This is a genomic window from Micromonospora sp. NPDC002389 (assembly GCF_040296095.1).
Taxonomy (GTDB): Bacteria; Actinomycetota; Actinomycetes; order Mycobacteriales; family Micromonosporaceae; genus Micromonospora.
Window position 1 is genome coordinate 346,125 of the sequence record NZ_JBEOWP010000007.1, and the last position, 21,133, is coordinate 367,257.

The 21,133-nt window shown below is 73.7% G+C and carries 20 protein-coding genes; 3 read left to right on the top strand and 17 right to left on the bottom strand.

The genetic code is table 11. From position 1 onward, the window contains the following. Positions 1–19: 19 nt before the first annotated feature. Genes ABT008_RS16435 through ABT008_RS16445 form a run of 3 tightly spaced genes read right to left on the bottom strand, consistent with a single transcriptional unit; the run spans position 20 to position 3,524 of the window. Positions 20–1,231, bottom strand: a complete 1,212-nt coding sequence (locus ABT008_RS16435) for a ketosynthase chain-length factor (RefSeq protein WP_350697057.1) — start codon at positions 1,229–1,231, stop codon at positions 20–22. Further along, positions 1,228–2,496 carry a beta-ketoacyl-[acyl-carrier-protein] synthase family protein gene (locus ABT008_RS16440; RefSeq protein ID WP_350697058.1) on the bottom strand — a complete coding sequence of 423 codons (1,269 nt, stop codon included), beginning with the start codon at positions 2,494–2,496 and terminating at the stop codon, positions 1,228–1,230. The genes ABT008_RS16435 and ABT008_RS16440 overlap by 4 nt, the downstream gene beginning before the upstream one ends. Positions 2,497–2,519: 23 nt before the next feature. Beyond that, positions 2,520–3,524 (bottom strand): acyltransferase domain-containing protein, encoded by a 1,005-nt coding sequence (locus tag ABT008_RS16445; RefSeq protein ID WP_350697059.1) that lies wholly within the window; start codon positions 3,522–3,524, stop codon positions 2,520–2,522. Between the two features lie 262 nt (positions 3,525–3,786). On the opposite strand from ABT008_RS16445, the gene ABT008_RS16450 reads away from it, so the two are divergent. Further along, a complete protein-coding gene (locus tag ABT008_RS16450) occupies positions 3,787–4,818 on the top strand; it encodes a ketoacyl-ACP synthase III family protein (RefSeq protein WP_350697060.1) in 1,032 nt (343 codons plus the stop codon). A gap of 13 nt (positions 4,819–4,831) precedes the next feature. Here ABT008_RS16450 and ABT008_RS16455 read toward each other — a convergent pair whose 3' ends face one another. From ABT008_RS16455 to ABT008_RS16485, 7 genes are all read right to left on the bottom strand, one after another. Then, on the bottom strand, positions 4,832–5,731 hold the full coding sequence (locus tag ABT008_RS16455) for an ABC transporter substrate-binding protein (RefSeq protein ID WP_350697110.1): 900 nt from the start codon (positions 5,729–5,731) through the stop codon (positions 4,832–4,834). A gap of 37 nt (positions 5,732–5,768) precedes the next feature. Further along, positions 5,769–6,554, bottom strand: coding sequence for an amino acid ABC transporter ATP-binding protein (locus ABT008_RS16460; RefSeq protein ID WP_502890441.1), 786 nt, complete (start codon positions 6,552–6,554; stop codon positions 5,769–5,771). Between the two features lie 8 nt (positions 6,555–6,562). Beyond that, positions 6,563–7,480, bottom strand: a complete 918-nt coding sequence (locus ABT008_RS16465) for an amino acid ABC transporter permease (protein WP_350697061.1) — start codon at positions 7,478–7,480, stop codon at positions 6,563–6,565. 8 nt (positions 7,481–7,488) lie between these two features. Beyond that, positions 7,489–8,541 (bottom strand): LLM class flavin-dependent oxidoreductase, encoded by a 1,053-nt coding sequence (locus ABT008_RS16470; protein ID WP_350697062.1) that lies wholly within the window; start codon positions 8,539–8,541, stop codon positions 7,489–7,491. Beyond that, the gene (locus tag ABT008_RS16475; RefSeq protein ID WP_350697063.1) at positions 8,538–9,071 is read right to left on the bottom strand and encodes a flavin reductase family protein; all 534 of its coding nucleotides are present in this window, start codon (positions 9,069–9,071) and stop codon (positions 8,538–8,540) included. Before ABT008_RS16475 ends, ABT008_RS16470 begins: the two co-directional genes overlap by 4 nt. Positions 9,072–9,138: 67 nt before the next feature. Beyond that, positions 9,139–10,212 (bottom strand): phosphotransferase family protein, encoded by a 1,074-nt coding sequence (locus ABT008_RS16480; RefSeq protein ID WP_350697064.1) that lies wholly within the window; start codon positions 10,210–10,212, stop codon positions 9,139–9,141. A 13-nt stretch (positions 10,213–10,225) separates the two neighbouring features. Next, a complete protein-coding gene (locus ABT008_RS16485; protein ID WP_350697065.1) occupies positions 10,226–11,080 on the bottom strand; it encodes an AfsR/SARP family transcriptional regulator in 855 nt (284 codons plus the stop codon). A gap of 95 nt (positions 11,081–11,175) precedes the next feature. Between ABT008_RS16485 and ABT008_RS16490 the strand changes: the two genes are divergently transcribed. Both ABT008_RS16490 and ABT008_RS16495 read left to right on the top strand, forming a co-directional pair. Then, positions 11,176–12,087 (top strand): MBL fold metallo-hydrolase, encoded by a 912-nt coding sequence (locus ABT008_RS16490; protein WP_350697066.1) that lies wholly within the window; start codon positions 11,176–11,178, stop codon positions 12,085–12,087. A gap of 82 nt (positions 12,088–12,169) precedes the next feature. Then, positions 12,170–12,877: an SDR family NAD(P)-dependent oxidoreductase gene (locus ABT008_RS16495; protein ID WP_350697067.1), complete on the top strand. Its 708-nt coding sequence runs from the start codon at positions 12,170–12,172 to the stop codon at positions 12,875–12,877. A 46-nt stretch (positions 12,878–12,923) separates the two neighbouring features. Here the strand turns inward: ABT008_RS16495 and ABT008_RS16500 are convergent, their stop codons facing one another. The 7 genes from ABT008_RS16500 to ABT008_RS16530 all read right to left on the bottom strand — a co-directional run bounded on the left by ABT008_RS16500 (position 12,924) and on the right by ABT008_RS16530 (position 21,106). After that, positions 12,924–13,376, bottom strand: a complete 453-nt coding sequence (locus ABT008_RS16500; RefSeq protein WP_350697068.1) for a nuclear transport factor 2 family protein — start codon at positions 13,374–13,376, stop codon at positions 12,924–12,926. Positions 13,377–13,405: 29 nt separating this feature from the next. Beyond that, positions 13,406–14,209 (bottom strand): AfsR/SARP family transcriptional regulator, encoded by an 804-nt coding sequence (locus ABT008_RS16505; RefSeq protein ID WP_350697069.1) that lies wholly within the window; start codon positions 14,207–14,209, stop codon positions 13,406–13,408. Between the two features lie 190 nt (positions 14,210–14,399). Beyond that, the gene (locus ABT008_RS16510) at positions 14,400–15,152 is read right to left on the bottom strand and encodes an ABC transporter ATP-binding protein (protein WP_350697070.1); all 753 of its coding nucleotides are present in this window, start codon (positions 15,150–15,152) and stop codon (positions 14,400–14,402) included. A 3-nt stretch (positions 15,153–15,155) separates the two neighbouring features. Beyond that, positions 15,156–17,210 carry a dipeptide/oligopeptide/nickel ABC transporter permease/ATP-binding protein gene (locus ABT008_RS16515; protein WP_350697071.1) on the bottom strand — a complete coding sequence of 685 codons (2,055 nt, stop codon included), beginning with the start codon at positions 17,208–17,210 and terminating at the stop codon, positions 15,156–15,158. Beyond that, entirely contained in the window at positions 17,207–18,256 is a 1,050-nt protein-coding gene (locus tag ABT008_RS16520; protein ID WP_350697072.1) for an ABC transporter permease, read from the bottom strand. Before ABT008_RS16520 ends, ABT008_RS16515 begins: the two co-directional genes overlap by 4 nt. Further along, on the bottom strand, positions 18,253–19,809 hold the full coding sequence (locus ABT008_RS16525) for an ABC transporter substrate-binding protein (RefSeq protein WP_350697073.1): 1,557 nt from the start codon (positions 19,807–19,809) through the stop codon (positions 18,253–18,255). The genes ABT008_RS16520 and ABT008_RS16525 overlap by 4 nt, the downstream gene beginning before the upstream one ends. Before the next feature lie 88 nt (positions 19,810–19,897). Further along, on the bottom strand, positions 19,898–21,106 hold the full coding sequence (locus tag ABT008_RS16530; protein WP_350697074.1) for an MFS transporter: 1,209 nt from the start codon (positions 21,104–21,106) through the stop codon (positions 19,898–19,900). Positions 21,107–21,133: the final 27 nt, after the last annotated feature.

Here is a 21,133-nt window from a genome sequence, read left to right on the forward strand (position 1 = left end):
GGGTCGGTGTCGGTCCGGGTCACGAGGCGACGCGGCGGAGCAGGGCGGCGGCGTTGAAGCCGCCCCGGCCCCGGGCCACCACCAGCACGTGGTGCAGCGGCAGCGACCGGGGCTCACCGGTGACCAGGTCGATCGGGCAGTCCGGAGCGGGGGCGTCCACACCGACGGTGTGCGGCGCGACGCCGTCGCGAATGGCGAGCAGTGCGGTGGCGAGGTCCAGTGCGGCGGCACCGGCCTGGAGCCGGCCGACCGTGCTCTTGGGCGCGGTGACCGGCACCCGCCGTGGCCCGAAGATCTCCGCCAGGTCGGTCGCCTCGGTCCGATCGGCCGCGCGGTCACCGGCACCGTCGGCGAGGACCAGGTCCACGTCTCCCGAGGTGATGCCGGCATCACGCAACGCGCCGGTGATCGCGCGACGCAGCCCGGTCGCGGGCACACCGGCCGGGTCGAACGTCGCGGCGTAGCCGGCCAGTTCGCCGTAGACCTGGGCACCCCGGGCCCGCGCGGATTCCGCGTCCTCCAGCACCAGGTGCGCGCCTCCCTCGCCGGGCACGGCACCGTCGGCGTCCGCGTCGAACGGCAGGTACGCCCGTCGCGGGTCGGTACGGCTGCTGAACCCGCCGGTGCTGAGCCAACCGGCGAGTCCGAGCGGGCACAGTGCGCCGTCGACGCCGCCGGTGAGCACCACCGGGGTGCCACGACGGATCTGCCGTCGCGCGTGCCCGATCGCGTCGAGCCCGCCCGCGTGGTCGGTCACCAGCGCGGCACCGGGCCCCCGCAGGTTGTGTCGGATCGAGATCTGTCCCGAGTTGACCGCGTAGAACCAGGCGAAGGACTGGTAGGCGCTGACGTGGCTGCCGCCTTTGCTCCAGAGGTTCTCCAGTTCCCGCTGCCCGAACTCGAAGCCGCCCATCGAGGAGGCGGTGGCCACGCCGACGTCGTACCGGACGCCCTCGACCGCCGGCACCCCGGCGTCGGTCAGGGCCTGCTCGGCCGCGTACAGGCTGAGTCGGGTCATCCGGTCGGTCTGGGGCAGCAGCCGTCCCGGCAGGTGCTCCTCGGCGACGAAGTCGGGCACCTCACCGGCGAGCCGCAGCGGGTAGCCGGTGGCGTCGAAGCGGGTGATCGACCGGATGCCGCTGCGCCCCTGCACGGTGGCCTGCCAGTACGCCTCGACGTCGAGACCGGTGGGTGCGGCCACGCCGAGGCCGGTGACGACCGGGGCGTTCACGCCGCCCGCCGATCGGGCCGGGCCAGCACCACCGCGCTCTGGAAGCCGCCGAATCCACTGCCGACGCTCAACACCGTGTCGGTGCGGTGCTCGCGGGCGACGTTCGGCACGTAGTCGAGGTCGCACTCGGGGTCGGGTGCGTGCAGGTTGGCCGTGGGCGGCACCAGGTGGTGCTCCATCGCCAGCGCACAGGCCACCAGTTCCAGCGCACCGATCGCGCCGAGCGAGTGCCCGATCATCGACTTGATCGAGCTGACCGGCACCCGGTAGGCGTGCTCGCCCAGGCTGCGTTTGAAGGCGGCCGTCTCGTGCCGGTCGTTCTGCTTGGTGCTCGACCCGTGGGCGTTGACGTAGTCGACCTGCTCGGGTGCCAGGTGCGCCTCGGCCAACGCCACCCGGATCGCCTCGGCCATCTCCACGCCGTCGGCGCGCAGCCCGGTCATGTGGTAGCCGTTGCAGCGGCTGCCGAAGCCGGCGACCTCGGCGTACACCGGGGCCCCTCGGCGGCGGGCATGCTCCAGCTCCTCCAGGACAAGCACCCCGGCGCCCTCGCCGAGCACCAGGCCGTTGCGGGTCGAGTCGAACGGACGCGACGCGTGCTCCGGATCGTCGTTGCGCGGGCTGGTGGCCTTGATCGCGTCGAAGCAGGCCAGGGTGATCGGTGAGATCGGCGCGTCGGTGCCGCCGGTGACCACCACGTCGGCGCTGCCCTCGCGGATCAGTTCGGCGCCGTGCCCGACCGCGTCGAGGCCGGAGGTGCAGCCGTCGGAGACCAGGGCGACCGGTCCCTGCGCGCCGACGACGTGTGCCACCTCGGCCGCCACCGCGCTGGGCACGAACCAGTCGTAGAGCTGCGGGACCGCGTACGTCGGGTCGACCAGCCAGGACCGGCCGCCGTCGCTGAGCACGACGTACTCCCGCTCCATGCTGGTGGTGCAGCCGACCGCGCAGCCGAGCGACACCGCCACCCGGTGGCCCTGTTCGCCCGGCAGGTCGAGGCCGCTGTCCGCGACCGCCTCCCGCGCGGCGACCACGGCGAACTGCGTGGCCCGGTCCATCCGCCGGGCCTCCTGCGGGCCGAGCCCGGCCTCGACCGGGTCGAAGTCGCACTCGGCGGCGATCCGCGAGCGGTAGGGCGACGGGTCGAAGGCGGTGATGCCCCGGGTTGCGGTGCGGCCTGAGGAGAGCAGGTCCCAGAACTGCTTGACGTTGCTACCACCCGGGGCGACGGCCCCGAGTCCGGTGACGACCACGCGACGGCTCATGGTCCGACGGTCGCAGCGGGTGCTCAAGCGACGGTCGAGCCCTCCTGGAAACGGACGCCCTCCACGGCGGTCCGGGCCGTGGCGACGGCGACCAGGTCCGCGTCGCGGCTGCCGGCGTGGGTCGGGAGCGCGGCCAGCGCCGTGCACCGGCCCTGCCGTACCGCCGGGTGGCGGCGGGCCAGCGTGGTCAGTCCGTGTGGCGCGCCGGCCTCGACGAGCACCTGCGGCGCCGTGGCCAGCAGGGCGTCCAGCGCGGCGCCGAACTGGACCGGTGCGGCCGGTTGGGCGGCCCAGTAGGCCGGGTCGGTGGCCACCTGGGCGGTCACCCGGCGGCCGGTGTAGCAGGAGAACAGCGGCAGGCGTGGCGGGCGCAGCGGGAGCGTGCGCAGCAGTGGTTCGGCACGTGCGGCGGCGTCGGCCAGTGCGGGGCTGTGGAACGCGGTGGTCGACCGGGCCCGGCGGCAGGTCACCGCGGCGGCGCGCAGCCGCTGCTCGACATCGGTCAGGGGTGCCTCCGGGCCGGCGAGCAGCAGTTGCCCCGGCCCGTTGACCGCGCCGACGACCACCCCGCCACCGAGGTACGGCCGCACCTGTTCGGGGGTGGCCGCGACGGCGAGCATGCCGCCGGGCGGGGCGTCGGCGAGGTGCCCGAGCCGGTCGCGGAGCACACGTACCGCGTCGGGCAGGCTCAGCACGTCGGCGAGGGTCGCCGCCACCACCTCGCCGACGCTGTGGCCGAGCAGGGCCACCGGCGCTGGGCCGTCGTCGAGCAACGTGCGCCCGAGCCCCCAGCCGATCGCGAACAGCAGCGGCTGCGCGCGCCGCAGGTCGTCCAGGGGTACGGCCGGGCGGTCGGTGAGCCAGTCGGCGCGGATCGCGTCGCCCTCCGGCCCCCAGAGCGCGAACACCTCGTCGACGTGGCGGCGGAAGCCCGGGTGTCCGTGGTAGAGGCCGACCGCCATGCCGGGCCGTTGGGCGCCCTGGCCGGGGAAGAGCAGGGCCACGCGTCGGGTCGTGGGTGCGGACATGCCCCGACCGTCGCACCTGTCACTTGAGGGCGGCTCAAGGCGTACCCGCTCGATGGGTTCTCGAGTCCCGGCCGAGCACGGCGCGCGACCGTGGCGGTACGCGACGGCGGTGCCGAGGCGAGCCCCCGGCGCGCTCCGCGCCATCGCCCGCCCCACGACCGGCCGGCGATCCGCCGCCGGACCGACGCCACGAGCGACGATCCGGCGGCGGTGGGCGCGCGGAGCCCGTCGCGATCCGGTGATCCGAGGGAGCGGCAGACAGATGCGATTCGACGGAATCCGGGTGGCCGCCGTGGCCGCGTACGTGCCGGGGCGGACGCGGGTCATCGACGCGGTCGCCGACGGTCGGTGCAGTCAGCGGCTCGCGACGCAGACCGGCCTGGACGCGGTGAGCGTGTCGACCGAGGAATCCGGGCCGGAACTGGCGGTACGCGCCGCCGAGCTGGCCGTCAAGCGCTCCGGGCACACCCCGGACGAGGTGGCGTTGCTGCTGCACGCCACCGTCTACCACCAGGGACACGACGTGTGGGCGCCGGCGTCGTACATCCAGCGGATGGTGCTCGGCAACCGTTGCCCGGCGCTGGAGGTCCGCCAGCTCTCCAACGGTGGACTCGCCGCCCTCGACCTCGCGGCGGCGTACCTCACCGCCGCGCCCCGACGGGCCGCGGCGCTGCTCACCACCGGGGACCGCTTCTGCCCGCCGGGCTTCGACAGGTGGAACAGCGACCCCGGCACGGTGTACGGCGACGCGGGTACGGCCCTGGTGCTCTCCCGGGACACCGGGTTCGCACGCCTGCTGAGCCTGGTGACGGTCTCGGAGCCGGACCTGGAGGGCCTGCACCGTGGCGACGACCCGTTCGGCGTCGCGCCGCTGGCCCAGCGGCGGCCGGTGGACCTGGACGCGGTCAAGAAGGCGTTCGTCGCCCGCACCGGGGTGTCGTACAGCATCAGTCGGGTGGTGGCCGGTCAGTCGGAGGCTCTGGACCGGGCACTCGCCGAGGCGGGGCTGACCTTCGCCGACGTGGACCGGTACGTGTTGCCGCACTTCGGGCTGCGCCGGCTCACCTCGTCGTACCTGCGCCCGTGGCAGGTGGACCGGGCCGTCACTACCTGGGCCTGGGCCAGCACGGTCGGCCACCTGGGTGCCGGCGACCAGTTCAGCGGGCTCGCGCACCTGGTGGAGAGTGGAACGCTGCGCCCCGGCGAGCGGGTGCTGCTCGCCGGGGTCGGAGCGGGATACACGTGGACCTGTGCGCTGCTGGAGATCGACGAGGTGCCCGGGTGGACGGGGTGAGGGGCGCTACGCCTCAGGCCGCCGCCGGGTTCACCGTGGACCGTTCGACCCCGCTGGCCTCCAGGTGCCACTTGGTCAGGATCCGGCGGTACGTACCGTCGGCGATCAGCCGGTCCACCGCGGCCCGCAGCGGTTCGGCGAGACCGGCGCCCTTGCTGGTGGCCAGGCCGACGTCACGGCGGCCCAGTTCGCCGACGAAGCGCAGCCCGGGCTGCTGGCTCGCGGCGTAGCGCAGCACGCTGGAGGTGCTGACCAGGATGTCGACGTGTCCCTCCCGCAGGGCCAGGAAGTGCGCGGCGGCGTCGCTGTAGGTGCTGATCTTGTATGGTCTGCCGGCGTCGACGCACACTCGTTCCCGCTGGCGCAGGTCCTGCTCGAAGGTGCTGCCCACGCCGGTGCCGATGGTCAACCCGCACAACTGCGACACGTCGGTGACCTCGCGCAACGAGCTGTCGTCGCGGACCATGAAACCGGTGCCGTCGGTGAGGTAGACGGTGAAGTCCAGCACCTTCTTGCGTTCCTCGGTGACGGCGAAGTTGGCGGTGCCGACGTCGAACCGACCGGCGGTCAGCCCGGTCAGCAGCGACGCGCCGCTGACCTGCTCGCGGCTGACGGTCAGACCGAGGACCCGGGCGGCCGCGTCGGCGATGTCGATGTCGACGCCGCGCGGCGGGCCGCCGTCCTGGGGGTGGAAGGCGATCGGCGGGGTACCCACCGCCGAGCCGACGGTCAGCCGACCGCGCTCGCGGATCTCGGCCGGCAGCAGCGCCGCGATGTCGGGTGCGGCCTGCACCTGCGACACCACGTCCTGGGCGCCGAGGTCGGCGGGCGCCTCCCCACCGGTGGGGGCCGGCGCGGCGTGGACGCACCCGGTCAGCAGGCCGAGCACGGCGGTCGCCGTCACGGCGACCATCCTGCGGGTGTGACGCGACAAATACACCTTGTCTCCTTCAACGGTTGAGGATGGTGGCGAAGAACCGCGCGGTGCGCTCCTCGCGAGGGCGGTCGAGCATCGTGGCGGGTGACCCCTGCTCGACGATGCGACCGCGGTCCATGAAGACGATCTCGTCGGCGACCTCGGCGGCGAAGCGCAGCTCGTGGGTGACGATCAGCATCGTCATGCCGCCCGAGGCGAGGTCGCGGACCACCGAGAGCACCTCGCCGATGAGTTCCGGGTCCAGCGCGCTGGTCGGCTCGTCGAAGAGCATCACCTTGGGACGCAACGCCAGGGCGCGGGCGATGGCGACGCGCTGCTGTTCGCCGCCGGAGAGCTCGCGCGGGTAGGAGCGCTCCTTGTGTGCCAGGCCGACCCGGTCCAGCAGCTCGCGGGCGCGGGCGAGGGCCGCGTCGCGGGGCAGCCGCTGCACCGCGATGGGTGCCTCCACGAGGTTCTGCACGACGGTCAGGTGCGGGAACAGGTTCAGCGCCTGGAACACCATCCCGACCTCGGTGCGGTGCCGGGCCAGCAGCCGTGGCGACGCCTCGACCAGTCGGCCGCGCCGCAGCACCTGGCCGACCGGCCGACCGTCGACCAGGACCATGCCGGCGTCGGCGCGTTCCAGACGGTTGACGCAGCGCAGCAGGGTGCTCTTGCCCGAGCCGGACGGGCCGACGACGCAGGTGACGGTCCCCCGGCCGACGGTGAGGTCCACGCCGTCGAGCACGGTGGTGGCGCCGAACGCCTTGCGGACGCCGACGAGCTGCACCATCGGCCGGAGCGGGTCGTCGTCGTGCATCGTGGCGCTCACCGTTCCGCTCCGTCGGCCAGGGCACGCAGACGGGCGCGCAGGGGCAGGCCGTTCCGGCCGCTGCCGCGCCCGAAGTAGCGTTCGAGCAGATACTGGAGTCCACTGAGGATGGTGGTGAACAGCAGATACCACAGCGTCGCCACCAGCAGCAGCGGGATCACCAGGTAGTTGCGGTTGTAGATCAGTTGGACGGAGAAGAGCAGGTCCTGCCCGGCGATCACGCTCACCACCGAGGTGCCCTTGAGCAGCGCGGCGGCCTGGTTCGCCGAGGGCGGCACGATGGCGCGCATCGCCGGTGGCAGCACGATGCGCCACAACGTCCGCGTCCGCGACAGTCCCAGCGCCTGGGCCGCCTCGGTCTGCGACTTGTCCACCGACAGCAGGCCCGCACGCACGATCTCGCTGGCGTGTGCCGCCTCGTGCAGGGTGAGCCCGATGACCGCGGCGAGGAAGCCGTTGATCAGACCTCGGGTCTGCACGTCCAGCAGGGTCGGGCCGAACGGCACCTCGACGGTGATGCGGGGGTAGAGCAGCGAGATGTTGTACCAGAACAGGAGCTGCACCAGGATCGGCACGGACCGGAACAGCCAGGTGTACCCCCAGCTCACCGACTGCAACAGCAGGCTGCCGGAGAGCCGCATGACCGCCAGCAGCGTACCCAGGGCGAAGCCGCCGACCAGGGCGATCGCGGTGAGCAAAAGGGTGATCCGGAGCCCGTCGAGGATGACGTCGGCGGTGAGGTACTGCGCCACCACGTCCCACTGGAGCGCGGGATTGCGCGCCAGGTTCTGCAACACGAGCAGCAGCACCACCAGGCCGGCCAGTGCGGCGACCCGGCGGCTGCGCCGGTACGCGGGTGGGGCGGGCGGGGCGGTGAGGTAGGTGTCGGTCGGTACGACCGTGCGGGTGGTCACCGGTGCCGTCAGAACCGGGGCAGCACGTGCGAGGCGAACAGCCGCAGGGAGCGGGCGGCCTGCTCGTACGGGACGTTGCCGGACACCACCTGCAGGCTCAGCGTCACGTCGCCGAACCACTCGCGGATGTTCTCCACCGCCGAGATCACCTGCTCCGGTGAGCCGACGAGGGCCTTGCCGGCGGCGACCTGCCGGTCGAAGTCGCCCTTGCCGACCCGCTCCACGATCTTCTCGTAACCCGGGTAGTCGGTGCTGCGGGTGTGCGCCCAGGCCGACACCGCGTCGGCAAGCGTCCGGTGGGACTGCTCGGAGTAGCCGCGCCCGAGCCTCCGCGCCTCGTCGGGATCCTCGGCCAGGAACGCGTTGTAGCTCATGTGGACGTCCTCGTCGGTCGGGGTGAAGCCGTTCGCCGCCGCGGCCTTGCGGTACAGCGCCAGCACGTCCTGCACCTGCTCGCGCGAGTTGATCGAGGGCACCAGCATCACGCCGTGGCCGTTGCGGCCGGCGGCCTCGGCCGACTCCGGTGACTTGGCGGTGGCCACCAGGATCCGGGGGTGCGGCTGTTGCACCGGCCGGGGCAGCAGGGTGACCGGGCCGAAGCGATGGAACCGGCCCTCCCACACCGCGTTCTCGGTGGTCCACAGCAGCGTGCAGGCGGCCACCCCCTCGTCGAAGCGGGCCCGGCTCTCGTCTAGCGGTATCCCGAACGCGTGGAACTCGTCGGGGAGGAACGCCCGGCCGAAGCCGACGTCGAGCCGACCACCGGAGATGCCGTCGAGCATCGCGAGCTTGCCGGCGAGCTTGACCGGGTGGGTGAAGGCGGGCAGTACCGCGCCGGTGACCAGGCGTATCCGCTGGGTCCGGGCGGCCGCGGCGGCGAGGAAGGTGACCGGGTCGGGGCTGTAACCGCCGTACGGGGAGAAGTAGTGCTCGACGGTCTTGACGTGGTGGAAGCCCAACTCGTCGGCCAGCTCCGCCAGCCGCAGGCTCTCGGAGAAGTACTGCCCGGCCGGTTTGTCCTGCGGGCCGACGGTCGGGAACAGGTTGATGCCGAACTTCATGCCAGCTCCCTCGGGTTCGGACGGGCCACGACCGGTGCGACCGTGGCGGCGTCGGACCAGGCGCGGTACGTCCCGCGCCGGTACAGCAGTGGGGCGTGCCCGGTGACCATGACCGCCTCGACCAGACCGACGACCACGGTGTGGTCACCGAGCGGCACCGCGTGCCGCACCGTGCACTCGGCGTGGGCGGCGGACGCGTCGTCGAGCCGTGGTGCACCCCGGGCTCCTGGCGACCCCGTCCAGGGCACGTCGGTGAACTTGTCCGCGCCGCTGCCGGCGAAGCGGGCAGCGAGGTCGCGCCGGTGCCCGGCGAGGTAGTTGACCGTGAAGGCGCCGCTGCGCAGGATCCGGGGCAGGGTGCGGGACCGTTCGTCCAGGCAGACCAGCAGCAGCGGCGGGTCCAGCGACACCTCGCACACCGCGCTGGTGGTCAGTCCGGCCGGTTCGTCACCGTCCAGGGTGGTCACCACCGCCACGACGCCGGGTACCGTGCCGAACAGCGTCCGGAACGTGGACGCGTCGACCGCCATGCGTACCCCTCCCACCCGCGCCCTGCTGCGCGGCCGACCCGCGCTGCGCCGACAGTGGCGGTCCTCGCTAGAGGCCAGGTACACCGGCGCTGGAGAGATCGACACCGGCCTCCGCGAGTCGGCGGCGCAGCAGGGCGGTCGCGTTGCGGTGCAGGGGAAAGTCCGAACCCGGCGGCAGCACCCCGGTGCGCTCCAGCAGCCGCACCACCCGAGCGGTGACGACACAGAACCGGAACGCCGCGTCGACCTCGTGGTACTCCAGGTGTTCCAGCGGGCGGCCGAGCAGTCGGGCGTAGTACGCCACCGTCTCGGCGCGGGTCGGCAGGCCGGGCAGGCGTGCGGCGCCGATGCCGGCGCTCAGGAAGCGGTCCATGTGCAGGAACCAGGCCAGGTCGCTCTCGGGGCGGCCGACGTCGGTCATCTCCCAGTCGAGCAGGGCGGCGGGCCGGTCTCCGGCGAACACGATGTTGCCCAGTCGGGCGTCGCCCCACAGTGGTGCGGGCGCGGCCGGTGCCGGTGGCCGGTGGGCGCGCAGCCACGCCAGCGCCGCCGCGACGGCCGGGTTGCCGTCGGCGCCGAAGTGGTCCAGGTGTCCGGCGTAGAACTCCAGGTCACCGGTGGGCGCGGCGGTGACCGGCAGGGTCGCCGGGTCGAGGCGGTGCAGTCGGCTCATCGCGGCGAGCGCCCGCCACCACACCGCCCGCTGCCGCGTGGGCGTCGCGTCGGCGAGCCAGCCCTGCCGGTGGTACGACGGCAGGTCCGCCGGCACCTCGCCGGCCACGCGGACCATCACCACGAACGGCGCGCCCAGCGGCTGCGGGTCGGGTTCGTGACCGAGCACCGGGGCCACCGGTACGGCGGTGTCGGCGAGCGCCACCTGCATCGCGACCTGTTCCCGCCAGCGCAGGTCGGGAAAGATGCGGTGCCCGGTCGGCGCGACCCGTACCGCGAGCGGCACGGTGCGCTCCCGGCCGTGCTCACGCCACCTGGCGTCGCAGAGCAGGATCTCGGCGGAGAAGCCGGCGGTGCGCGGCACGGTCACCGGGCCCACCACCACGTCGTGGGCGGGCAGGGTGTCCCGCAGCCACTGCGCGAGCCGGGTACGGGTCAGTTCGGGGTCACGTTGCACGGGTATCGGCACGGACCGCCTCCGATCAGGATGTGCCACCGGGTGGCGTGGGAACGAGGAAGGGCCGCCGACCGGCGTCGAGCGCGGAGAGCGCGTCCAGGCAGAGCACCGGCGCGGCGGGCGGGGGCGGGTCGAGCCATGCCGCGCCGGTGCGGACGGCCTGGTGGAGTCGCCGCAGCGGCTCCGATGGCGGGACACCGAGGTCGCGGCGCAGCGCGGCGGCGAGCCTTTCGTAGACCCGTACCGCGTCGGCCTGCCGGCCGCTGCGGTGCAGCGCGCTGATCAGGCTTGCGTGGATCGGTTCGCTGAGCGGATGGCGGCCGGCCAGGGCGGTGGCCGTGGGCACCACCTGCCGGTGCCGGCCGCAACGCAGCTCCGCCTCCAGGTAACGCTCCACCAGCAGCAGCCGCCACTGGTCGAGGTGACCGGCGATCTGCTGGGCGACCGGGCCGGTGCGGACGTCGGCCAGCACCGCGCCGCGCCACAACGCGAGCGCCTCCCGCCACGACCGGGCGGCGCGGGTCGGGTCGTCGGCCGCGGCCCGCTCCTCGCCCTCACGCACCCGCGCACGGACCACACCGAGGTCGGTGTCGAGCGGGTCGACCCGCAGCCGGTAGCCGCGCTCGCAGGTGACCACCCGCGCCGACACGTCAGCGTGGACCAGGACCCGGCGCAGGTGCATGACGTACGTCTGGAGGGTGGTCGCCGCGCTGCGGGGCGGATGGTCGTGCCACAGCTCCCGCATGCAGGTGGCGGCCGGCACCACCTCGTCGGCCCGCAGCACCAGCAGACCGAGCAACTGCCGTTGCTTGGGCGCGGTGGGGCCGGCGTCACCGCCGGGGCCACCGACCCGCAGGCCACCCAGGACGTCGATGGTCATCGCCGGACCTCCCGGTCGAGACGGCGGCTCCAGCCGGAACCGAGCCCGGTTGGGCTCACTGGGGGCGGTGACCCCGCCGTGGAACCGGAGGTGAGATGACGGACCACCCAGGAGCCGCGCTGGTGCCGGTGGCACCGGACGTGTACGCGTACGTCCAGCGGCCGGGCGGCTGGTGTGTCGGCAACGCCGGCATCGTGGTCGGCGCCGACCGCGTCGTGGTGGTGGACACCGCCGCCACCCGGGATCGGGCCGAGGCGCTGCTCGCGCAGGTACGCCGGGTCGCGCCGGGCCGTGCGCAGGTGGTGGTGAACACCCACCATCACGGTGACCACGTCTTCGGCAACTGTGTCTTCCCGGCCGACGCCGAGATCGTGGCGCACGAGCAGGCGCGTGCCGAGATGGCGCGTACCGGGCTGGCCATGCGCGAGCTGTGGCCCGACGTGGACTGGTCCGGGATCCGGCTGCGTCTGCCCGACGTCACGCTGCGCGAGCAGCTCACCCTCGATCCGGGCGGGGTACGGGTCGAGCTGATGCACCTCGGTCCCGCGCACACCACCAACGACGTGGTGGTGTGGCTGCCGCAGCGGCGGGTGGTGTTCGCCGGGGACGTCGTCTTCTCCGGACGGACGCCCTTCGTGCTGATGGGGTCGGTGACCGGCTCGCTGGACGCGCTCGCACGGATCCGGGCGCTGCGACCACGCGTGGTGGTGTCCGGGCACGGTGAGGTCACCGGGCCGGAGGTGCTCGACGCCACCGAGGCGTACCTGCACTGGTTGCGAGGGCTGGCCCGGCGGGGCGTCACCGACCGGGTGACCGCGTTGGCGGCGGCCCGGGGCGCCACCGGGCACCCGTTCGCCCATCTGCCGGAGGCGGAGCGGCTCGTCGCCAACCTGCACCGGGCGTACGCGGAGGAACGCGGCGAGGCGCCCGGGGCGTACCTGTCGTCGCGGCCGGTCGTCCGGGACATGGTCCACCTGCACGGCGGTCCGCTCGTCACGTCGGTGTAGCGGCGGGCGGCGACGGCCGGTGCGCGGCACCGGCCACGACACGGCCGGACCGGTGGTCCGGCAGACGCGGAAGGGAGTTCTCATGGTCCTCAAGGGAAAGGTCGCGGTGGTCACCGGCGGCACCGCCGGCCTGGGCAGGGTCATCGCACGTACGCTCACCGACGCCGGCGCCACCGTGGTGTCCGCCTCGCGCGGCGCACCGGAGACCGGGGACCGGTTCCCGGTCGACGTCGCCGACCGGGCCTCGGTCGACGCGCTGGTCGACGGCGTGCAGGCCCGGTACGGCGGGCTGGACATCCTGGTCGCCAACGCCGGGATCAGCCGACCCGGTCCGCTGGTCGGCCTGCCGGTGTCGCAGTGGGACGAGGTGCTCGCCACCAACCTGACCGGCGTGCTGCACTGCGTGCAGGCCGCCGCGCCCCTGCTGCGGGCCTCCGGTGCCGGGAGGGTGGTCACGGTCTCCTCGTTGCTGGCCCGTCGGCCGATCGTGGGGGCGGGCGCGTACAGCGTGTCGAAGACGGCGATCGAGACGTTGACCCGGGTGCTCGCCGCCGAGTTGGCCGGCGACGGCGTCACCGTGAACGCCGTCGCCCCCGGTGTGGTCGACGAGGGCATGGGTCGCCAGATCCTCGCCAACGACCGGCTCTGGGGTCGGCTGCGGGGTTCGCTGGCCTCGGGCCGGGCCGCGACCGGTGACGAGGTGGCCCGCGCGGTGCTCTTCCTCGCCTCGCCGGACAGCTCGTACGTCAACGGGCACGTGCTGCACGTCGACGGCGGTCTGGACTACTAGGCCGGGTGCCGCGCGGCGGCGGCCCGGACCGGACCGCCGCCCCGGCTCAGGTCCCGTCATGGGCGACGTGGCGACGGCGGACGAACCAGCCGTCGCCGTGCCGTTCCAGGACGTCCTCGGCGGTGGTGCTGAGGTACACCCGCGCCTCGCCACCGCCGCGCGGGGTCTCGAACACGGTGGCGTAGTAGCGGGTCCGCACCGCGTCCTCGCCCGCCGGTTCGGCCGTCACGGCGCCGTACCAGTGCCGGCGGACCAGCCCGCGCTCGGCGATGCTGTCCATTCCCCGGCGCATCGACGCGGCGATCGCGGAGCGGCCCCGGCGCGGTTCGGGCTTGACGTTCTGCGCGAACTCGCCGTCCTCGGTGAACTGGTCCGCCCACTCCTCGGCCCGTCCCTCGTCGAGGAGCTGGAAGTGCCGGGCGTAGAACTGCAGGATCTCGGCGTACGTGCGGGCGTCGATGGTGGGCGGTCGGGTGCGGGCGGGCTCGGTGACCGGCATGGCTGCCTCCTTCGCGACGGTGACGAGGATCAGTTGACGAGCAGGTGGTGCACGCTGCGGTCGACGGACGACGTGGCGGGCAGGTCCAGCGCCGGTTCGGCGCGCAGCACGGCCCGTTCCAGGCGTTGCAGTCGCCGTGACGGCTCCAGCCCGAACCGCTCGCCGAGCGTGGTACGCAGCTGCCGCAGCACGGCCAGCGCCTCGGTGGTGCGACCACTGCGGTACAACGCCAGTGCCAGTTGGGCGCAGAGGTTCTCGTGGGTGGGGTGCCGACGTACCAGCGTGCGCAGCTCGCCCAGCAACTCGCGGTGCCGACCGATGCGCAGGTCGGCTTCGACCCGCTCCTCCTGCACCGCGAGGTGGACCTCGCGCAGGCCGTCGAGACGGCCGCGCAGGATCGGGCCGGCCTGCACGTCGACGAGGGCCGGGCCGCGCCACATGTCCAGCGCCGCGCGCAGCAGCCGGGCCGCCTCCGGGTACCGCCCGGCGGCGAGTGCCTCGCTGCCGTCGCCGGCCACCCGCTGGAAGTCCTCCAGGTCCAGTTCGCCCGGCTCCAGGTGCAGGGCGTAACCGCGTTCCCGGGTGACGATGCGCCCGCCGCCTGGCGGCTCCGCCTCCAGGCGCAGCACCCGGCGCAGGTTCATCACGTACGTCTGGAGTGTCGAGTGCGCGCTGTGCGGTGGTTGCTCACCCCACAGCTCGTCGACACAGTCGTCGATGGTGACGACGGTGTTGGCGTGCAGGAGCAGGAGTGCGAGCAACTGCCGTTGCTTCGGCGCGCTGGGCAGTCGCCCCGGCATCATGGTCAACGGACCCAACACCTTGAACCGCATGTCTCCCCCTTGTCGCGCGTTGTCGCAGCGACCAGGACTATGCCGAGGACTCCTTTCGATCCCCTTACCGCCGAACGGTCCCCAGCTCACTGACCTCCTAAAACCTACTGAAAAGATAGGCTTTACCGGAGCGCCCGGATGTAAGGAGGGGTCCCCTGCTATACACCAGGCGTTAGCAGGGGACCCCTCCTTACATCTCGGCTGCCGCGAGCAGCATGCGGGTGTAGGGATGACGCGGCGCGGTGGTGACCTGCGCGGTCACGCCCTGCTCGACGATGCGGCCCTGGTGCATGACCGCGATCCGGTCGGCGAGCTGCCGGACGACGGCGAGGTCGTGGGAGATGAACAGGCAGGCCAGTCCGAGGTGGTCACGCAGGTCGCAGATCAGGTTGAGGACCTTCGCCTGCACCGAGACGTCGAGCGCGGTGACCGGTTCGTCGCAGACGAGCAGGCGGGGACCGAGCGCCAACGCTCGGGCGATCGCCACGCGTTGCCGCTGCCCGCCGGAGAGGTCGCGGGGCCGGCGGTCGCCCGCCTGCGGGTCGAGCCCGACGAGGTCCAGCAGTTCGGCGACCCGCGCGGCCCGGGACCGGGCGTCGCCGATCCGGTGGATGTGCAGCGGCTCCGCGACGGCCTGCCGGGCCGTCTGGCGAGGGCTGAGGGTCAGGTAGGGGTCCTGGAAGACCATCTGGATCTGCCGCCGGTGCGCGCGCAGCTCCCGGCCGCGCAGACGGTGTACGTCCACATCGGCGAAACGGACCACCCCCGAGTACGGGCGGTGCAGCCCGGTGATCACGCGGGCGAGTGTCGTCTTGCCGCATCCCGACTCGCCGACGAGCCCGACGATCTCCCCCGCGTCGACCCGGAGCGTGACCTCCTCGACCACCCGAGGGACCTCGCGGGAGCCGGGATAGCCGGCACTGACCTGTTCCACCCGCAGCATCGCTCAGCCACCGTCCCGTTCACCGGCCGCAGCAGGCAGCTCGGTACGGCCGGGCGCCCGCAGGCACGCCGACCGGTGCCCGGTCCGTGGGTCCAGCGTCACCGGCACGGGTGTCTGATGGGCGCAGGCGGGCACCGCGATCGGACACCGGGGCGCGAACGCGCAGCCCGGCGCGTCGTCCGGGCCGGCACCGGAGTGCCCCGGCATGGTGCGGAAGCGGGTGCCGGGCGCCGCCCCGGGACGCGGTACGGCGTCGAGCAGGCCACGGGTGTACGGGTGGGCGGGATCGCCGAGCACGGCGTCGCGCGGTCCGGACTCGACGATCCGTCCGGCGTACACGACCGCCACCCGGTCGGCCGACCGGGTCACCACGGCCAGGTCGTGACTGACGATGATCATGGACATGTCCAGCTCGTCACGGAGCCGGGCCAGCAGGTCGAGCAGGTGGGACTGCACGGTCACGTCCAGGGCGGAGGTGGGTTCGTCGGCGACCAGCAGGGCGGGCCGCCCGGCGAGCGCGACGGCGATCTGCGCGCGTTGCCGCATCCCGCCGGAGAGCTGGTGCGGGTAGTTCCGGGCGACCGTGGCCGGATCGGTCAGGCCCGCCAGACGCAGCAGGTCCTCGGTGATACGACGGGTCGCCGCCCGGCGGCCACCGCGACCGGCGTTGCGGACCGCCTCGTCGACGTGCGCGCCGATGGTCCGCAACGGGTTCAGGGTGGCGAGACTGTCCTGGAAGACCACGCCCACCCGGCGGCCGTTGAGCCGGCGGCGCTCCTGCGGGGCGAGGCCGACGAGGTCGTGGACATCGGGTCCGATCCGCAGCGTCGCCGAGCCGGAGACGACGGCGCTCGGGTCCAGCAGACCGAACGGGGCCAGGGCCGAGGTGGTCTTGCCGCTGCCGCTCTCGCCGACGATCGCCAGGGTCTCGCCCCTGGCCACCTCGTAGTCGACGCCCGCGACGACCCGTCGCCGCCCGCCGCCGTGCGGATAGCTGACCACGAGGTCACGGACCCGCAGCAGGCCCCCGCCCCGCACGCCCCGAAGCGCGGCGTCACCGGGAGCGGGAGGCCCGCCGAGAGCCGCAGCCCCGCCGGGACCGGAGGCTCCGCCGGATGCCGGTGCGTCACCGGGAGCGGGAGCCCCAGCGGAAACGGTAGGCCCGCCGGGAGCAGGGGACGTGTCGGCCGATGGCGGACGCCGGACGCGTGGGCGGGTCGGGAGCACCCATCGCAGGATCGAGGGGCGTTCGTCGCCGGCCGCCAGACGTTCGCCGAGCAGGTTGCTCGCGAACACGATCGCGGTGATCGCGACGCCCGGCGGGTACGCCAACCACCAGGCCGAGCCGAGGTGCGGTCGCCCCTCGACGAGCATCTGACCCCACTCGGCGTGCGGCGGCGGGATGCCCAGGCCGAGGAAGCTCAGGGTGGCCACGCCGAGCACGATGGCGCCGACGTCGGTGCTGGCGTAGACCAGGCACGGGCCGAGCGCGGGCGGCAGCAGGTGCCGGCCGAGGATGCGGGCGGGGCCGGCGCCGAGCAGCCGCAGGGCGTCCAGGTGCGGGCTGTCGCGCAGACCGGCGACCCGGGCCCGGGCGATGCGGGCGTACGGGGACCAGGCCCACAGCGACATCGCGATGACCAGGTTCTCCGTCCCCGCACCGCGTACGCCGACGACGGCCAGCGCCACCAGCATGCCCGGCAGCGAGACGGCCATGTCGACGATCCGGGCCACGATCCGGTCGACCCGGCCGCCCAGGTACCCGGCGATCGTGCCGACCACCACTCCGACGGTCACCGAGATCGCCAGGACCGCCGCGGTGACGGTCAGCGAGATCCGCGCGCCGTGCAGGATCCGGCTGAGCTGGTCGCGGCCGAGTTGGTCGGTGCCGAGCAGGTGCTCGGTCGACGGGGGCCGCAGGCTCGCGGCCAGGTCGTTGGCGGTCGGGTCGGCCGGGGCGATCAGCGGCGCCAGCAGTCCGACGACCGCGAACACCAGCAGTGGCAGCGCCACCAGCACGGTCCGCAGGTGACCGGTGATTCTCGGCGGGCGGCTCACGTCGGCTCCCCTCGGGCGGCCGGGACGCGACGGTTCGGATCTCGGCGAGCAGGCGACCGGAGGCCGGCGCGGTGCCCGCGGACGTCGCCGGTGCGCCGGGAGCGCGGGTCGACGAGCGCCTGCACCACGTCGGCGAGCCGGTTGGCCAGGATGAAACCGCCGCCGAGCAGGAGCGCACTGGCCTGGAGGGCCGGTACGTCGCGGGCGGCGGCGGCCCGGACGAAGTAGGCGCCGAGGCCGGGCCAGCCGAAGATCTGTTCCACCACGACCGTGCCGACCAGCAGGGTGCCGACGGTGAACCCGGCGACCGACAGGATCGGTCCGGCGGCGTTGGGCAGGCCGTCCCGGAGCACGATGGACAGCGGCGCGCTTCCCCGGGCCTGCGCGGCCAGCACGTAGGGCCGGTCGAGCGCCTCGCGCAGCGTCACGGCCACCACCCGGCTGAGGGCACCGGCCGCCGGCAGGCCGAGCACCGCCATCGGCATCACCCAGGTCGCCGGGCCGGCCATGCCCGAGGTGGGCACCAGGCCCAGGCGGAGCGCGAGCAGCAGCACGAGGAGGTAGCTGAGCCAGAACGCCGGTACGGAGGTGGCCAGCAGCGCCCCGACACGGAGGGCGCCGCGTACCGGGCCGCGACGCAGCACCGCCCCGGCGACACCGACCCCCACCCCCACCGTCAGGGCGACCACAGTGGACCCGGCGACCAGGCCGAGGGTCACGCCGACCCGGTCGGCGATCTCGGGTCCGATCGGTGTGTCGGTGCGCAGCGACACACCGAAGTCCCCGGTGACGGCGTCGCGCAGCCACCGCAGGTACCGCACCGGGGCGGGGGCGTCCATGCCCAGCTCGACGCGGACCGCCTCGACCTGTTCGGGGGTGGCCGGGCGGCCGGCCCGGGTCGCGGCCAGCATCGCCGCCGCGTCCCCCCGGGCCAGCAGGACGAGGGCGAAGGTGCCGGCGGAGAGCGCGAGGAGTACGCCGACGGTGTCGACGGTCCAGCGTGCGACCAGACCACCGGCGCGGCGCAGCCACCCGGGCTCGGTCACCCGAGGGTGACCCCGGTCAGTTCGAGGTCCACGTCGCTGGGCGGCACGGCGAAGCCCTGCACCCGGTCGCGTACCGCCCACAGGCGCGGCCGGTACGCCAGCGGCACGAACCCGACGTCGGCGGCGACGGCGTCGTACAGGCTCTGGTGGGCCGCCGCGCGGGAGGCGGGGTCGCGGGCGTACAGCGCCCTGTCCACCAGCTCCTCGGTCTGCGGGGTGACCCACAGCGGGGCCCTAGCACCGCTGGTGAACAGCGACACGATCGAGCTGGACGGGTCGTACGGTGCGCCGAGGGTCTCGAAGAACGTCAGGTCGTAGCGGCCCTCGGCCCGCTCGTCGTAGTAGGTGGCGGCGTCCACCGGGACGATCTCCACGGTGATGCCCACCTCCGTGAGGGCGGCGGCGATCGCCGCCGCCATGGTGCGCGGGTCGAGTTGTCCCTCGGCCGGGGTGGCGGGGACGAGTAGCCGCAGCGCGAGCGGCGTGCCGTCCTTGACGCGGGTGTCGCCGTCGCGGACGTATCCGGCGGCGTCCAGGACCCGGTTCGCGGCCTGCTGGTCGAACCCGAGCGGCAGGTCGGTGCCGGAGTCCGGTACGTCGGGCGGGAACACCCGCCGGGCCGGCTCGGCATAGTCGAGCAGCAGTGTCCTCGCCAGGGCGGTGGTGTCGACGGCCCGACTCACGGCCTCTCGGACGGCCCGGTCGCCGGCCGGACCGTCCGGGTTGAACCCGAGCATGATGGAGACGTCCGGTGCGCCGGTGAGCAGTGTGACGTCGTCGCGTTCGCCGAGCGACCTGGCCTCCACCGGGGTGATCGGCGCGAGGTAGGCGCCGCCGATCAGGTCGATCTCGCCGTTGGTGAGGGCGTCGGCGCGCGCCTGGGAGTCCGGGATGACGCGGAACTCCAGCCGCTCCACCTCGGGTCGGGTGCCCCAGTAGTCGTCGTTGCGGGTCAGCACCGCACCGGTGGCGCTGGTCGAGTCCAGTTTCCACGCGCCGGTGCCGACCGGCTGCCCGAACGTGCCGTCGGCGGCCGCCGACGCCGGGCTGAGCAGCCGGACGGGACGCACGATCGACAGTTCCTGGAGCAGCGGCTCGTACGGTTCGGCGAGGGTGAGGCGTACGGTGTCCGGGTCGGTGGCCTCGACCGCGGTGATCACCCGGGACGCGCGGAAGAAGGAGAACCGCTCGTTGCCCACCCAGCGGTCGAAGTTCCACTTGACGGCGGCGGCGTCGACCGGCGTTCCGTCGGTGAAGCGGACGCCGTCGCGCAGGTCGAACGTGACCTGCCGGCCGTCCTCGGCGACGGTCCAGGACTGCGCCAGCCCCGGTTCCAGCACGCCGTCCCGGCCGTAGGTCACCAGCGGTTCGTAGAGCGCGTCGAGCAGCAGGAAGTTGCCGGTGAACGCGTGCGGGTCCAGCGCGCCGGACTCGGCGCTCAGTGCGATGCGCAGGGTGGTCGACGAGGCGGTGTCGTCGGCGCCGGCACCGCAGGCGCTGGTCAGGGCCAGCGACACGGCGAGGGCGGCAACGAGCGGACGGGGTCGCGGCACGAGTTCTCCCGGGTACGTCAGCCGGCGGCAGTGCGGTGGCCGCTCGATAGCTCTAGTCGGCGGTGCGGCGTACCTGGTTCCCGCGAAGTCACCGTGGACCGACGGCCCGAGACCCGGGCGTCGCGTCACGACGACGCCGCACCAGCGCGCGTCCGGCCAGCAGAAGCGGCGGGAGCAGTACGCACTGGGCCGCCACGGCCAACCAGAACCCCGGCAGCAGCCCGGCCGACTCGAAGGCCCCATACGCGTTGCCGCCGACCACGCCACTGAGGAACGAGCCGACGCCGACGGCCAGTCGCTGCTGCCCGAAGACCACGGTGGCGGACCGGCGCGACCGGGCCAGCGCCTCCAGGTCGTTCTTGAGGAACAGCACGGCGTTGCCGAGGCTGATCACGGTCACCCCGACCAGCAGCGTCGACCAGTGGCCACCGGCGAAGGCGACCATCCCGACCGCCAGGGCGCCGAAGCCGATGGCCATCGCCGGCCGGTACGCCATCCGCCCGACCCGCTCGGCCACCAGCGGCTGGGCGAGGGCCAGGCCGAGGGAGTACCCCATCATGGCGGCCCCGAAGACCAGGGTGGCCACCCGTCCCTGCGCATAGCTGGAGAGGTACTGATAGAACTGCATGTAGAGATAGATGGAGAGCGCGGTCACGGCGAACGGCAACACCGCCACACCGGACAGCACCCGCCGGAACGGCTCCACCGGCGCGGTCGGTGCACCCGACGGTTCCCGGGGCAGGAACAGGTGCCCGAGCGCCAGACCGGCGTAGAGCGCCGTGACGACGGCGAACATCGTCCCGGGGTACCGGATGAGCAGCGCTCCGACCACCGGTCCGAGGGCGATGCCCAGGTTCCCGGCGGCGTTGCCGGCGGAGACCAGGCGGGGCCGGGCCTGCGGGCCGACGCCGTGCACCAGATATCCCCGGTACGCCGGTGAGTAGAGCGAGCCGCCGGCGGCGATCAGCACCAGACCGGCGACGGTGAACGCCGGACGCCCCTCCCCCGCCAGGAAGCCGCATCCGCCCAGCGTGTACAGCACCGTCGCGCCGCGCAGGGACCGTTGCAACCCGATCCGCTCGGCCAGTGCCGCGGTGACCGGTGCGCTGGCGAACTGCACCAGGGTCGCCACCCCGAGCAGGACGCCGATCTGTCCCATGCCCAGGCCCATCCGCTCGCGCAGCAGCACCGCGAGGTACGGATAGATCGAGAACGAGCCGACGTTGACCAGCAGGCCGCTCACCAGCACCGCCCACTGGGCGCCGGTGAAGGACCGCGCCGCCCCGCTCCCGGGCATCCCGATCCCCCACCTTCGCCGTCCGGC